Source organism: Paenibacillus sp. J31R30, assembly GCF_059692115.1.
Genome location: NZ_JCAUAV010000003.1, coordinates 370,408 through 385,746, shown reverse-complemented (window position 1 = coordinate 385,746; position 15,339 = coordinate 370,408). Strand labels below are relative to the sequence as shown.

13 protein-coding genes are annotated in these 15,339 nt (G+C 45.4%); 2 read left to right on the top strand and 11 right to left on the bottom strand.

Annotated features, from left to right (window positions below):
- Nucleotides 1-77 precede the first annotated feature (77 nt).
- The gene (gene metH / locus AC58QO_RS13395) at nt 78-3,515 is read right to left on the bottom strand and encodes a methionine synthase (RefSeq protein WP_497266144.1); all 3,438 of its coding nucleotides are present in this window, start codon (nt 3,513-3,515) and stop codon (nt 78-80) included.
- Between the two features lie 217 nt (nt 3,516-3,732).
- On the opposite strand from metH, the gene AC58QO_RS13390 reads away from it, so the two are divergent.
- Entirely contained in the window at nt 3,733-4,272 is a 540-nt protein-coding gene (locus AC58QO_RS13390; protein WP_497266142.1) for a 1,2-dihydroxy-3-keto-5-methylthiopentene dioxygenase, read from the top strand.
- Between the two features lie 84 nt (nt 4,273-4,356).
- On the opposite strand, the gene AC58QO_RS13385 is transcribed toward AC58QO_RS13390, so the two are convergent.
- From AC58QO_RS13385 to AC58QO_RS13375, 3 genes are all read right to left on the bottom strand, one after another.
- Complete coding sequence (locus AC58QO_RS13385) at nt 4,357-5,148, bottom strand: HAD family hydrolase (RefSeq protein WP_497267482.1); 792 nt, start codon at nt 5,146-5,148, stop codon at nt 4,357-4,359.
- A gap of 39 nt (nt 5,149-5,187) precedes the next feature.
- Nucleotides 5,188-5,373 carry a DUF896 domain-containing protein gene (locus AC58QO_RS13380; RefSeq protein ID WP_497266140.1) on the bottom strand — a complete coding sequence of 62 codons (186 nt, stop codon included), beginning with the start codon at nt 5,371-5,373 and terminating at the stop codon, nt 5,188-5,190.
- Between the two features lie 144 nt (nt 5,374-5,517).
- On the bottom strand, nt 5,518-5,919 hold the full coding sequence (locus tag AC58QO_RS13375; protein ID WP_497266138.1) for a LysM peptidoglycan-binding domain-containing protein: 402 nt from the start codon (nt 5,917-5,919) through the stop codon (nt 5,518-5,520).
- A gap of 144 nt (nt 5,920-6,063) precedes the next feature.
- Here AC58QO_RS13375 and lexA point away from each other — a divergent pair, with 144 nt between their 5' ends.
- Complete coding sequence (gene lexA, locus AC58QO_RS13370) at nt 6,064-6,681, top strand: transcriptional repressor LexA (protein ID WP_056620907.1); 618 nt, start codon at nt 6,064-6,066, stop codon at nt 6,679-6,681.
- 395 nt (nt 6,682-7,076) lie between these two features.
- Here the strand turns inward: lexA and AC58QO_RS13365 are convergent, their stop codons facing one another.
- The 7 genes from AC58QO_RS13365 to lplA all read right to left on the bottom strand — a co-directional run bounded on the left by AC58QO_RS13365 (nt 7,077) and on the right by lplA (nt 15,325).
- A complete protein-coding gene (locus AC58QO_RS13365; protein WP_497266136.1) occupies nt 7,077-8,315 on the bottom strand; it encodes an aminopeptidase in 1,239 nt (412 codons plus the stop codon).
- A 198-nt stretch (nt 8,316-8,513) separates the two neighbouring features.
- Nucleotides 8,514-9,842, bottom strand: coding sequence for a type I glutamate--ammonia ligase (gene glnA / locus AC58QO_RS13360; protein WP_497267480.1), 1,329 nt, complete (start codon nt 9,840-9,842; stop codon nt 8,514-8,516).
- A gap of 55 nt (nt 9,843-9,897) precedes the next feature.
- The gene (locus AC58QO_RS13355; protein WP_047676992.1) at nt 9,898-10,308 is read right to left on the bottom strand and encodes a MerR family transcriptional regulator; all 411 of its coding nucleotides are present in this window, start codon (nt 10,306-10,308) and stop codon (nt 9,898-9,900) included.
- 95 nt (nt 10,309-10,403) lie between these two features.
- Nucleotides 10,404-11,675, bottom strand: a complete 1,272-nt coding sequence (locus AC58QO_RS13350) for a methionine gamma-lyase family protein (protein WP_497266135.1) — start codon at nt 11,673-11,675, stop codon at nt 10,404-10,406.
- Nucleotides 11,656-12,984, bottom strand: a complete 1,329-nt coding sequence (gene hflX, locus AC58QO_RS13345) for a GTPase HflX (RefSeq protein ID WP_497266133.1) — start codon at nt 12,982-12,984, stop codon at nt 11,656-11,658. Before hflX ends, AC58QO_RS13350 begins: the two co-directional genes overlap by 20 nt.
- Before the next feature lie 237 nt (nt 12,985-13,221).
- Nucleotides 13,222-14,196: an AAA family ATPase gene (locus tag AC58QO_RS13340; protein ID WP_497266131.1), complete on the bottom strand. Its 975-nt coding sequence runs from the start codon at nt 14,194-14,196 to the stop codon at nt 13,222-13,224.
- Nucleotides 14,197-14,320: 124 nt separating this feature from the next.
- Nucleotides 14,321-15,325: a lipoate--protein ligase gene (lplA, locus tag AC58QO_RS13335; RefSeq protein ID WP_497266129.1), complete on the bottom strand. Its 1,005-nt coding sequence runs from the start codon at nt 15,323-15,325 to the stop codon at nt 14,321-14,323.
- Nucleotides 15,326-15,339: the final 14 nt, after the last annotated feature.

The window sequence follows — 15,339 nt, the reverse complement described above, 5'->3', positions numbered from 1 at the left end:
ATATCACATCGGCAAAACGGAAAGCGAGGATGCCGCTGAACATAATTGTTCACACTGGCTGCCTCGCTCTCGTATGTTTAACCTACGTTAAAATAACGTGCTTCTTTATGAGCAAATACAATAGCGGATACGGAAGCTTCCGGCTCCATCATGAATGACTCAGTCAATTCAACGCCGATATCCTCTGGCTTCAGCAAATTAAACAGCTTCGCTTGATCATCCAGATTTGGACATGCCGGGTAGCCGAACGAGAAACGTTGTCCGATATATTTGGCCCCAAATCGTTCTTGCATCGTCATGTCCACACGATCCGCAATGCCAATGACATCACGCATGATGTGATGCACGCGCTCAGCAAAGCCTTCCGCGACTTCCAGTGCTGTCGCTTGCAGCGCATGGGATTTCAAATAATCCCCTTTGTCGCGCCATTCCTTGGCCAATTCATTAATGTCATGACCTGCTGTCACGAGTAAGAAACCAACATAATCCATTTCGCCGCTTTCGACGGATTTTAAATAATCGGCCAAACAGAGGTATGGCTCTTTGTCTTGACGAGGGAATGTAAACGTCTCGAGTACTTTGCTAGTATCCGAAGGATCATACACAATCACATCATTCCCGTTCGATTGCGCTGGGAAGAAGCGATACATGCCATGAGCTTTAATAATGCCGTTATGCTGCGCTGCGTGTAGGATCGAGTCGACCGTGTCTTTCAACTGAAGCGCTTTGGTATCCTTATCGCTTAGCAGCTGCTCGACTTTACCTTTCAATCCAAGGTGATGTCCTAGCAGCATCTGCATGTTCACATACGGCATCAAATGGCTAATCGGATAGTCACGTAAGATATGACGATCTGTATCCTGCGGCACCTGCACTGGCAGATCCTTGGAAACAGCGGAAGAACTCACACGTGTAAGCTGCGGCATCTTCTCTTCTTTTTTACCCGTATCCATGACATCAGACTCTAAGCTCTCACGAAGCTCTTGAATCAACCGCTTGCGCTGCTCAGGATCGCTCAGTTTATTGGCGATATCAAGCCCATCCATCGCATCTTTCGCATAGAGAACAACGCCCTCATACTCCGGTTGAATCCGCGTTTTGGTGAATTTACGCGTAAGTGCAGCACCACCAACCATAATCGGTACATCTACGCCTGCTGTGCGTAAATCCTGCGCCGTAATAACCATCTGTTGGGCTGATTTCACTAGCAACCCAGACAACCCGATCGCATCCGCTTGCTCTCTGCGGTAAGCTTCAATGATCTGTTCAGGCGGTACTTTAATCCCTAGATTGACAATCTTGTACCCGTTATTGGAAAGGATAATTTCCACGAGATTTTTACCAATATCGTGAACATCTCCTTTGACCGTTGCCAAAATAATTTTACCCTTCACCGCGGTCTCGGATTTCTCCATAAACGGCTCCAAATAATTAACGGACGCTTTCATGACCTCCGCGCTTTGAAGCACTTCAGCCACGATAAGTTCGTTGCCATTGAACAGACGCCCAACTTCCTCCATTCCCTTCATAAGCGGCCCATTGATGACCTCTAACGGGGAATAAGTTTGAAGAGCAATCTCCAAATCCGGTATTAAGCCTTCTTTCGTACCCTCAACAACATAAGAGCCAAGTCTTTCTTCCAGAGATAGATTCGAAATCTTCTCCTTCTTTTCGACCTTCTTCTCACGGAAATGGGCAACGAACTTCGCCAAGGTCTCATCATTCGTATTATAAATGAGCTCCTCTGCCAGCTGACGCTCTGTTTCTGGAATCGACGCATACCGTTCTAGTTTCTCCGTATTTACGATCGCATAATCAAGTCCTGCTTTCGTACAGTGGTACAAGTAGACCGAGTTTAGAACTTCACGACCCGCATCCGGCAAACCGAATGAAATGTTGCTTAGTCCGAGAATTGTTTTCGCGAGCGGATACTTCTCTTTAATCAACTTAATCCCTTCAATTGTTTCCACAGCGGAACCAATGTACTGAGGATCTCCTGAGCCAACCGGGAACATATTCGGATCAAAAATGATATCCTCTGGATTCATGCCGTACTTCTCAGTAAGAAGTTCATACGAACGTGTTGCTACTTCGATTTTCGCTTGACGCGATACCGCTTGCCCACGCTCATCAATGAGAATACAAACGACCGATGCCCCATAGCGATGAATGAGAGGTAAAATGCCTGCGAATTTCGTCTCACCATCTTCTAAGTTAATCGAGTTGATGATCGCTTTCCCTTGTGAATACTTAAGTCCAAGTTCGATAATGTGATCATAGGTCGAGTCAATCATCAACGGAACTTTGACCTTTTTCACAACCTCTTGCATGAATTCCTCTACCGCATACGCTTCATCAATATCTGTATCCTGTAGGTTAATGTCGATCACATGAGCGCCATTCTTCACTTGATTACGAGCGATTTCAGAGCCCTCTTCAAACTTACCTTCTTTGATTAGACGCTTAAACTTTCTGGATCCAGAAATATTCGTCCGCTCACCAACCATGATGGGACGGTTTTCAGGCTCGATATATACCGTTTCGATACCAGAAATCGCTGGTGGATGTGTTCCGTAAGCACTTCTCGGCTTATAATTTGCAAGTGTCTCTGCCATTGCACGAATGTGATCAGGCGTCGTGCCGCAGCAGCCGCCGGCAATATTGATCCAGCCTTGCTCAGCAAAGCCAGCCATCTTCTTCGCCAAGGATTCCGGCGATTCATGGTAGTGGCCATTCTCATCCGGCAAGCCTGCATTGGGATAACAACTGATCGCTGTGTCCGCAATACCGGAAAGCGTACGAATGTGATCACGCATAAATTCAGGTCCCGTCGCACAGTTCAAGCCCATCGAGATCGGCTTCAAATGCTCTAGGGAAATATAGAAGGATTCAATATTTTGCCCAGCTAGCGTTGTGCCCATCGGCTCAATCGTACCGGAAATCATTATCGGAAGCTCTACGCCTAACGTTTCAAAAGCTCTGCGAATCCCAATACTCCCTGCTTTCACATTCAGTGTATCTTGGGAAGTCTCCAGCAGCATCGCGTCTACGCCCGCTTCAACAAGAGCAAGCGCCTGTTGATAGTAACTTTCTTCCAGTTGCTCAAACGTCACGCCACCTGTCACAGACAAGGTTTTGGTCGTTGGTCCCATAGCGCCCACTACATAACGCGGCCATTCTGGCGTCGAATATTTCTCAGCGGCAGCAATCGCCAATTTAGCAGCAGCGATATTTAACTCCCGATGACGGTCTTGTAAGTCATACTCCGCCAAAACGACACTCGTCGTTCCGAACGTATTCGTTTCTATCATATCAGCGCCAGCGGCGAAATAAGCTTCATGAATTTTTTGAATAACATCTGGGCGCGTAACACATAGAATTTCATTACAACCGTCTAGGTCATCACTACCGAAATCCTCAGCGGTCAAATTTTCTTGCTGAATCATCGTACCCATGGCACCATCTAGGATCATAATCTTCTTCTTAAGCTGTTCTTGAATCGGTGGTTTCTTCATGGCAAGACTCCCTTTCAACTTTTCCTAAACCGAAATGAGAAAAAAAACGACAAATTATGTTAAGTTTTAGTGTAACAGAATCCGGCTTCTATGAAAAGATTTTGAATTATGATTAATTCCTATAGGTTTTATCGGAAAAACTTATATCCTTCCATCGACAGTGAGCTGGATATCCTCTATAATATGGTTATATTTATTTATGAAAGAGGGATGTTACGTGGCACAAATTAGAATTAGAAATACCAATGAACGTATCGAAGGCGAAGTGCAAGTTAAAGCCTTCTTGGATAGTCAAGAAGTTGTCTATGAGCACTGGGACGCTAACAAGCTGCCTGTCGCGCTTCGCGAGAAATTTATCCTAAGCGATGATGAGAAAGCAGAAATCATTTCCACTTATGAAGCTGAAATCAAAGATCTAGCTGCAAGACGCGGTTACGAAATTTGGGATGTTATCTCCCTTTCTGATGTAACTCCCAATATTGAAGAACTTCTCAAAAAGTTCGAACAAGTGCACACGCACACCGAAGATGAAATCCGCGCTATCGTTTCTGGTAAAGGGATTTTCATTATCAAATCCGAAGAACATGGCTATTTCGACGTTGAACTTGAGCCAGGTGATGTGATCTCCGTACCTGAGAACACGAATCATTTCTTCACTTTGATGGAAAACCGTGAAATTGTTGCTGTTCGCCTTTTCATCGAAAAAGATGGCTGGGTTGCTTACAATGTTGATGATCCACAATTTACTAAAGCATAATTTCAATACCGCAAAAATAGCCCAACAGCACTTCAAGACCATTAAGTCTTGAATCGCTGTTGGGCTTTCTTATTACTCTCCAACTTAACCGTTTGAAATAATCGGCAAAATATCTTGAAGTCGGCTTACTTCATAAGCAGGTACGATCTCGTCGCCGCTTTGAAGTCCGTGATGATTAATCCAAATGTTACGCATACCAATGCTTCCCGACCCCAAAATATCCGTCGTCAGCTTGTCCCCAATCATAATGCCTTCCTCGGCTTCGATCTCAAGCAACCCTAGTGCATAATTGAAAATAGCTGCAGCTGGTTTCCCTTGTCCAAATTCACCCGAAATCACGATGTGATCAAAATATGGAGCAATCGCAGGAACACCTGCCAATTTCTCTTTTTGAAGATCCGGAGAACCGTTGGTTAATAGAAGAAGCTTGTAATTGCCTTTCAAAGCATCCAATACACGAAACGTTTCTTCATAAACATAAGGACGGCTGCGGCGTTCCGCAGCAAACAATTCACCTAGCTTGTACCCAAGCTCACGATTTTCAATCCCAAGAGCTGCAAGCCCTCTCGTCCATGATTCTGTGCGATAACCTGGTGCAAGCTTCTCTAGTTTACGGAAGTTTTCATCTTCGCCCTGTGTGAAATTTGCCCATAGACCCTCGAACGGGTTGATCCCGATCATTTTGGTGAATGGAAATGTTTCAAAGGATTCATATAAACTTCTTGCTTCTTTACGAACAGATGCTTCTAATTCCTCTGGGTTAACACGAACATGCTTCGCCGCTTCGGCACAAGTTGCAGCAAAGGCTTCCTCCACACTACGATCATCCCATAATAGCGTATCATCCAAATCAAAAAGCACAGCTTTCAACGTCATCATTCATTTCCCCTTTGAATGTAGTATCTATGTGTAAGCTTAATTCTCTTCGTCAGTAAACTTAATGGAATCTAGTTGGACCTTCAGATTACCTCTAAAGGCATTTATATAGATCTTTCTTAGTTCGTTACGTTCCTCTAACTCAGCGTCTGTAAGGCCAACCGTCTTCGCCTTTCGAGCTAGTTCATTGATACGTTCAATCGTCTTATCCATGCTGTCACTCATAGTAATCCTCCCAGTCAAAATTTTAATATGAGTACTACTTTGCCATCACCGATTGTGATTGTCAAGGATACAACGCAAAGAGACATAGCAACGGGCGGCTATGTCTCGAACTTACATCTATATAAGTAACTTAGAATTCGTTCATTAAGGAAGTAATAGAACTTGCCCTTCTTGCAAAGAACTGCTCGATAAATGATTAATTGATTTCAATTTCTCGACGTAAGAACGTGTGTTCTCACCCTTCTTTTTGTGAGCATCTGCAATTTCCCATAGCGTGTCCCCGCTTTGGATAACAATCTTCTCGTGCTGGATAACTTTCACCGATGGTTGAACAGAAGCGCTAGGTGTAGCTACTGAAACGGTCCCATCACCTGCATAGGCTTGTACAATCGCACCAAATGAAAACACTGTGCCAAGTATAACTGCGATCAACAAGAAACGAAGTAGTAGTTTCGTATAACTCCGTTTATTCGTCATCCCTCTGGATGTGTGAGCAGTACCTTGAAGTGTTGTTGTTGCGTTCGATTGTGAATAAGCCATATACATAAAATCATCCCCCAAACATTTGTTCTGATATTAGAATAACACGAACACATGTTTGAGTCAACCGTTTTTCGAACTTATGTTTGTACGAACTCGGGTTCTATGTTATACTTTGGGTAATGATTCCCAGTATTGGAGTGATAACTTATGAGTAAAATTTCGCAGCGTCAACAAGCAATAATGGAATTCATTAAGAACGAAGTGAAAGATAAGGGCTACCCGCCTTCCGTAAGAGAAATCGGCGAAGCTGTTGGACTAGCTTCGAGTTCAACCGTACATGGGCATTTGGAGCGTCTTGAGAAAAAGGGCATGATTCGTCGAGATCCTACTAAACCACGTGCAATCGAAATTCTTGGACTAGATGGTGCCGAATCCCAATTCGCAGTCTCCGTCGCTCGTGTTCCCCTCGTTGGTAAAGTAACGGCTGGTGTTCCTATTACAGCCACTGAGAATATCGAAGATTATTTCCCACTCCCTTCAAGCATGGTTGGCGACAACAACGTGTTCATGCTAAGTATTATGGGGGACAGTATGATTGAAGCTGGGATTCACAATGGTGACTATGTCATTGTGAAACAACAGCAAACGGCGAATAACGGCGATATCGTTGTCGCGATGACCGAAGATGATGAAGCTACTGTCAAGCGTTTCTACAAGGAGAAGGATCATATTCGCCTTCAACCGGAGAACTCCGCACTTCAACCCATTCTATTGAAGAACGTGACGATCCTTGGACGCGTTATCGGCTTGTTCCGGGATATGTAGAATCGATGTAGGCGAACAAATGTGGGTGTACCTTCCCCCGCATTACGCCTACAAAAGCAATAAAAAACGAGGAGCTAAGCGGGATAAGCCGCGTAGCTCCTCGTTTTTTATCTCGTAGTTGGTTACGGGTTTGACTAAGGTGCAAAAGGACAAAGATGCAAAAATACACTTATTTTCGGGGGAAAACGCCTCAGAATGATTAAATAAGTGCAAAAAAGCACCCTTTAGGACCGATGAGGCACCAATCCGACGAAACCCCCAAAAAAAGTTGCGTATTTGCACACATTTCGAATAGCCAACGTATGTTCGTTAAAAAGGTTGTATTTTTGCATTTTTGAACTGAATGCGTGGTTTCGTCAACTTGTGACTCCAAACATTTACATTTCAATCACAATCTAAAACGTTAACACCCAGTTCCCCGCACGGAAGATCGGTTCGATCGTACCATCCGCTAATTCCCCATCGATTTCAAGCTCCGCAGACCCAATCATGAAGTCCACATGTATCAACGATGTATTCCCTCCGCGAGCTTTCAATTCCTCGTTGGACAACTTGGTACCATCCTTCAAATTAATTGGATAACAGCTGCCCAAAGCCAAGTGACAGGAAGCATTCTCATCAATGCCTGTATTGTAGAAAATACGATTTAAATTGGAAATCGGAGAATCAAACGGCACAAGTGCAACCTCACCCAAATAGCGCGCCCCTTCATCCATATCCAGTAAACGTGCCAAATGGTCATGCCCAACTTCAGCCTTGAAGTCCACTACCTTTCCAGCATCGAAAGTAAATGTAAACCGATCCACCAACGCGCCATTAATATTCAAAGGCATCGTACTCGCCACGGTACCACTAACACCTGTCCGGTTGGGTATAGTAAACACTTCTTCCGTCGGCATATTCGCCACATATCGGATGCCTTGGGCGTTCTCATTATCCCCACCTAGCCAAATATGTCCTTCTGGCAGCTCAACACGCAAATCCGTACCCGTAGCCCGATACCGCAGCGCTTTATAGCTTTTGTCATTCAACAAGCTATGCGTAGCCTTCAACGTATCCAAGTGTGACTGCCAAGCCGCAACAGGATTCTCTTCATACACACGGTTGATTTTGAAAATCGCATCCCACATCGCAGGAATTCGCTGCTCTTCTGGCAGATCTGCATACACAATTGAAGCCCAAGCTTCAGTAGGTGCTTTGATTAAACACCAGCTAAACTCACCTGTTCGCACATAGTGCTGATACTTGGCCCTAGCAGTCGAAGCGGCTTTGGAAGCTCTAGAAATCAGACTAGCATCAATACCATCATACAGATTCGGATTCGGCACCTTAATGTTCAATAAGGCTCCACCGTTCTCAACAAACCGTTCGAGCATCGTCGTATACCACTCAGGGTAATAGTCCATCGAATCGTCTTGTGCATAATCGAATTTACTGCGAGTAACGACATCATCCTGCCAATGCACATGGACAAAATTCGCGCCAGCCTCATAAGCTTTTTGAACGATCAGTCTCGTTAAATCAAGTGTTTCTATGGGAGCTTCGACCAACAAATCTTGGCCTTTATTCAAGTTAACCCCGATTCGAATCACTAACTCTGCATACTTTTCTAAATTACGATTGAAATTGTCCATTGTTCAATTAGTCTCCTTCGCGTTAAAAAACCCATCAACTCTGTTATGCGAGACTGACAGGCCTTATGTATCTAGTTGTCAAATAAAACCCATCTCTATGATAACGTACCCCATTAGGGATTGGCAATGATAGGCTTGTCCAAGAAAAGAAAAACCCTCAACGCGATGAGCGTCAAGGGTTTCAGGGTTTCGATAATTTTAGTAGAGAGACAGATACTGATCTCTTTCCCATTGGTGAACCTGAGTACGATACATGTCCCACTCAATTTCTTTCAACTCATAAAAATGTGCAAGGGCATGCTCACCGAGTGTATCGCAAATCACATCATCACGAAGCAGCTCGTCCAACGCTTGCTTCAAGTTCAGCGGCAAGCTAGGAATGCCTTCGGCTTCACGCTCTTCTTCCGTCATTACATAAATGTTGCGATCTGTTGGCGGAGGAAGCTGCATTTTGTTCTTAATGCCATCCAAACCAGCTGCTAGCATAACTGCCAATGCCAAGTAAGGATTCGCCGCTGGATCCGGGTTACGAACTTCAACACGTGTGCTAAGACCGCGGGAAGCTGGAATCCGAATCATAGGGCTGCGGTTACTAGCGGACCATGCTACATAGCAAGGCGCTTCATAACCAGGTACTAGACGTTTGTAAGAGTTAACTGTTGGGTTCGTAATCGCTGCAAAAGAACGCGCATGACGAAGTACACCAGCCATATATTGTCTTGCTACTGTGCTCAAGCCTAATTTGTCGCTCTCATCATAGAACGCATTCGTCTCACCCTTGAACAAGGATTGGTGACAGTGCATACCAGATCCGTTCATTCCGAATAGTGGCTTCGGCATAAACGTTGCGTGCAAGCCATGCTGTCTAGCTACTGTTTTGACAACAAGCTTGAATGTTTGAATTTGGTCAGCTGCTTTAATCGCATCTGCGTATTTGAAGTCGATTTCGTGCTGTCCAGGCGCTACTTCATGGTGAGAAGCTTCAATTTCAAAGCCCATTTCTTCCAGTGTCAATACGATATCACGACGGCAGTTCTCACCAAGATCCATTGGCGCCAAATCGAAGTAACCACCTTGGTCATTCAATTCAGTTGTTGGATTGCCTTTGTCATCTGTTTTGAACAAGAAGAATTCAGGTTCTGGTCCAACGTTCATTGCCGAGTAACCCATTTCCTCAGCTTGCTTCAACGCATTTTTCAAAATAGCGCGCGGATCCCCAGGGAATGGCGTGCCATCTGGCATATAAATGTCGCAGATTAAACGAGCAACTTTACTTTCAGTTACCCATGGGAAAATAACCCATGTATCTAAATCCGGATATAAGTACATATCCGACTCTTCAATACGGACATAACCTTCGATGGAAGATCCATCAAACATCATTTTGTTATCAAGCGCTTTCTCAAGCTGGCTTAGAGGAATTTCTACGTTCTTAATACTTCCCATCAAGTCTGTGAATTGCAAACGGATGAAGCGAACGTTTTCTGCTTTAGCGATGCGAAGAATATCTTCTTTGGAATAGTTGATGTTATAGCTCACGCGTGCATTCTCCTCTCAAATGTTAAGCAATTAGACAAACCTATTATTTATAAAATCTAGATAACTGTCCTTGGATCAAAGAAACCTGATCCGGACGTTTTCCGCCACCAATCAATTGCTGCTTCAGCATTTTGTGCAATTGAGAGTCGGTTAATTCTTTACGCTTCACTTCGGTGTGCTCGTTAAGGATCGTTGCATCCTCAGAATCCTTATCCACAGGGATAAGAACCTGCTTGATACCGGCAATGTTCACGCCTTTTTCAATCAAATCTTTAATTTCAAGAAGACGTTCCACGTCATTAAACGAATAGAGCCGTTGATTTCCAGCAGTTCGTGCCGGGATAATCAGTTCGTGTTGCTCATAGTAGCGAATTTGTCTTGCAGTTAAATCAGTCAGCTTCATGACGATTCCGATGGGGAATAACGCCATATTTCTACGTATCTCATCACTCATGCTAATCACTCCTGGTCAGTAAGTACCTCTCCCTTATTGTACCTTCCTAACAAAAACGTGTCAAGGAGTGTGAGGTTTGTTCACAGTTTAAATTTTCACAGTAATCCCTTGTCTTCCATATGTTGGATTGCCGTCAGTACACCTAACTTGCAATGTGAGTAGGTCAAGCCGCCCTGCATGTACGCGATAAAAGGTTCGCGAATCGGAGCATCGGCAGACAGCTCCAAGCTGCCGCCTTGAATGAACGTTCCCGCCGCCATAATGACGGGATGCTCGTAGCCCGGCATGTCCCAAGGCTCTGGAACGACATGCGAATCCACTGCAGAAGCCTTCTGGATGCCCTGCACGAACGTAATCAAATGCTCCGCCGACGTGAAGCGGATCGCTTGGATCAAGTCCGTCCGCTGCGCGTCCCAGCGCGGTGAGCTGACAAAGCCGAGGTCTTCGAATATCGCTGCTGCGAAGACCGAGCCCTTGACCGCTTGCCCCACCAAATGCGGGGCAAGGAATAGCCCTTGAAACATGGCTCGCGTCGCGCCGAGCATGGCCCCGACCTCGCCCCCAATGCCGGGGGCGGTCAGTCTGTACGCGGCGAGCTCCACGAGGTCGCGTCGCCCGGCGATATAGCCGCCCGAAGGGGCGATACCGCCGCCGGGGTTCTTGATCAACGAGCCGGCCATCAGATCGACGCCAACTTGCGTCGGCTCCTGCGGCTCAGTGAATTCACCATAGCAATTGTCCACGAAGACAATGAGCTCTGGGTTGATCTCTTTCACAAATCGGACCATTTCGCCGATTTGCGCGATCGTGAACGACGGCCGCCACGAGTAGCCGCGTGAACGCTGGATGCCGATCACCTTTGTGTTCGGCTGAATGGCCGCTTGGATCGCAGGCCAATCCGGCGACCCATCCTCGAGAAGGTCGACCTCGCTGTAACCGATGCCGAAGTCCTGTAAGGAGCCTGTGCCATCGCCAGGCTTGCCAATGACTTTGTGCAACGTATCATAGGGCTTACCCGTGATGTAAAGTAGATGTTCGCCTGGGCGCAGAACACCAAACAAAGCGGTACCGATGGTATGTGTTCCCGATACAAAATGCGGGCGTACTAGCGCTGCTTCTGCTCCCATCGCATCGGCATAGACAAGATCTAGCACTTCTCTGCCTCGATCATTGTAGCCATAACCCGTTGAAGACGCAAAATGATAATCACTTACTTTATGTGCCTGGAAGGCACGAATCACCTTCCATTGGTTAAGATCAATGGTTTTCTCGATTTGACGAAAAGCGCTCTCTACGCGTTGCTCAGCTCTTTCCATTCTCGCAATAACCTTTTCCCCGAAATGCATCTTAGTTGCTCTCTCCCTCATTCTCATCCTGCTCGGTTTGTGCCACCGATTGATCGTAATCAACCAGTAAATACGCCTGCTTTACATAATCATCCTTGTTCACACGAACCTTGAACACCATGTCTTCCCCATCCACATCGGTCTCAAGCACCTCGCCTATGCGATACATGAGGGCGATGATATCACCTTTATTAGCTGGAATACGGAATTCCTTGCTATCCCCCATCAACTTATCCTCAATGGTGTTACAAAGTCGTTCCAGATCTTCAGGCGTGTAAGCACTCATTTTCATGAATTCGCCTTCCGTTGAAAGCATTTCCCGCTCCGCTTGCGGACAGAGATCAATTTTATTAAAAATGGTAATTTGTTCTTTGTGATGTGCACCAAGCTCTTCTAATACTTCTTGTACGACACGCATCTGCTCGTTCCGCATATCTGTTGAGCTATCCACCACATGGAGAATTAAATCGGCCTCATTCGCCTCTTCCAACGTAGCGCGGAACGATGCGACTAGATCATGGGGGAGATTTTGAATAAAACCAACCGTATCCGTAAGTACAATCTCTTTGCCGCTTGGCAATACCATTGTCCGTGACGTCGGATCTAAGGTTGCGAACAATTGATTCTCAATATAGACATCCGCCTGTGTTAATTGTTTCAATAACGTAGACTTCCCTGCATTGGTATACCCCACTAACGCGACTTGGAATACGCCACTTTTCTTACGACGTTCCCGATGCAGCGTGCGGTGACGCACAACTTCTTCCAGCTGCGCCTTCAATTCATCAATACGCCCGCGGATATGCCGGCGATCTGTTTCCAGCTTCGATTCCCCGGGTCCTCTTGTCCCAATCCCGCCACCAAGACGAGACAGGTTTTTGCCTTGGCCCGACAGCCTTGGAAGCAAGTAGCTTAGCTGCGCTAATTCAACCTGAATAATCCCTTCACGTGTTTTGGCACGCTGAGCGAAAATATCCAGAATGAGCTGCGTCCGATCAATAATTTTCACATCGAGCGCTGCTTCCAAATTACGAACCTGTGCACCTGACAGCTCCTGGTCGAAGATGGCTGTGTTCCCGCCAAGCTCTTCTAGCATAAGCTTTAATTCTTCCACTTTCCCTTTACCAATAAACCACTTAGTATCCTTGGCTTCTTTGTTCTGTGTCATCGTCTCCAGCACCTGGACGCCTGCTGTTTCTGCCAGTTTCACTAGCTCTTGCAACGAATACTCCGCTAGAAGCTCATTTTTCTTCTGCTTCTGTGTAATTAGACTGACGAGCACCGCTCTGTCATCGATATCTTTTTCAACCATATGTGAAGTTGTTTTCATTGTGGTCTCCTTTACTTCCCGCATCATGCTTATAATGACTGAAATAAGGCCCAATTGGCCTATTCCTTCATCATTGTGGAGGAAATGATTAGGAAAGTCAATTTGATACACAGGAAAATTCGATTATAACGGACTTGCTTCACCTTGCCTTCATTTTATCGATACATCTGAGGACGAATCACTCTATAAAAAGCAAAAAACCATCAACCTGAGCAGGTTAAATGGTTTTATTAGCTGTCATTTAAATTTCACATCTTCAGGGCGAATCGACATCAATTCAATTTTGGAGGGTGCATTCACATATTGACTTAACAATCGTACGGCTTGATGCCGCATCGCTTTTTCCAAAATGTTCCTCACATATCGCGCATTACTAAAAGCACGCCAGGTCATCGCTTTTTCCTCAGATAGATGCTGCTTTAGCTTCGCTAGCGTTTGTGGCAGCAGCACATACTCCCGCTCCTTTGCCATCAGCTCTGTAATTTGGATCAATTGATCAATGGGATAATCCTCAAACTCAATTTGAATCGGAAAACGGGATGGCAGTCCTGGATTTGTAGCTAGAAATTGCTCCATTTCTTCACTATAACCCGCTAGAATAAGGATAAACTCATTTTTCTTATCTTCCATTCCCTTAACCAGAGCATCAATGGATTCCTTCCCAAAATCCTTTTCTCCACCTCTTGCCAAGCTATATGCCTCATCAATAAATAGGATGCCGCCCATCGCTTTTTTCATTAATTCACGTGTTTTCAGTGCGGTGTGCCCGATGTATTCTCCCACAAGGTCTGCACGCTCTACCTCGATGAAATGCCCCTTACTCAGCACGCCCATCGCATGAAACATCCGTCCTAGCAGTCTCGCAACGGTCGTTTTCCCTGTCCCAGGGCTGCCTTTGAAAATCATATGGTACACATGAGCATTGCTCAAAAGTCCAGCTTCAGCACGAAATTGGGAAATCTGGAGGAGCGCATAAATTTCATGCACCAGCTCTTTGACATTTTCTAAGCCTATGAGTTGATTCAGCTCTTTGAAAATATCCGATAGCGGACCTTCCATTGGCGTCCTTTTACCAGAGATCAAGGGCTCGGCGTCAGCAAGGGGTGAAGTGCTTTGCCCCACTGTGCCCTCAACCGTACGCCGCTGACTGCCAGGTTCCGGCTGCCGTAGAACGATGTTGATTTGTCTGGATGGCAAGCTTCTACCACTCATGAGGATCACCTCGTTTAGATGATGGTTTATTAGTGCGTATCCACCATCCTACGCTTGTGAAACCCATTTTAGACCGCAGCCGTCATAGTTAACCGAATAAGCTGATAATTTGTTCGATGTGAGATTACGTCAACATCAGTAAGGATACGAATGTCTCCTCATCCAAAGCACCGAAGTAGCGCTTCAACTCCACATTTGTCAATCGTTCACGAAGAGCTGACTCCTCATACCGGGTACCCAGCAACTTCTCCTCAAGCTCTGCCACATCGTGTGCGCCGAAGAAATCACCATAGATTTTGACATGCTGTAGATGACCTTCTTCAATGGATAAGCGAACATCAATTCTTCCAACACCTTCGATTCTTTTCGCATGCTGAACGGTGCTCTTCGGTGATTTGCCATAATTCCAATCCCAGTTCTGATACCGCTCCTCCGATATCTGATGTATCTGTGTCCAATCTTCCTCTGTGAGCTGATACGTAGGAACATTGGCCACTTCGTTTACGCCAAAGATAGAAAGGAGCAGCTTAACACGGAATTCCTCCATTGTAAGAGGCTCTTTAAGAAATTCAGCAATGTTAGCCACTCGGCTGCGAATCGATTTAATTCCTTTGGATTGGATTTTGTCCGGATCAACACGCAGCGCCGATACGACGTTCTCAATTTCTGAATTGAATAAGAGCGTTCCATGACTGAACATGCGTCCCTTCGTTGCAAATTGAGCGTTACCTGAAATTTTACGTTCACCAACTTGAATATCATTGCGGCCTGTCAATTCAGCATGAATGCCAAGTGCATGCAGGGCCTCGACAACGGGGGCAGTAAACTTTTGAAAATTATGAAAGGAATTGCCGTCATCTCGTGTGATGAAACTGAAATTCAGGTTCCCCAGATCATGATACACCGCGCCTCCGCCAGACAAACGCCTGACGACATGCAGGTTATTCGCTTTCACATATTCAGGATTAATTTCTTCCAGCGTATTTTGATTTTTGCCAATGATAATGGAGGGTTCGTTGATATAAAAAAGCAAATAACTCTCTCCAGCCGGTAGCTGTCGTAAGGCATATTCTTCAATGGCCAGATTGATCCTTGGATCGGTAATTCCTTCATTATCTATAAAAAGCATCGATGATTCTCCTT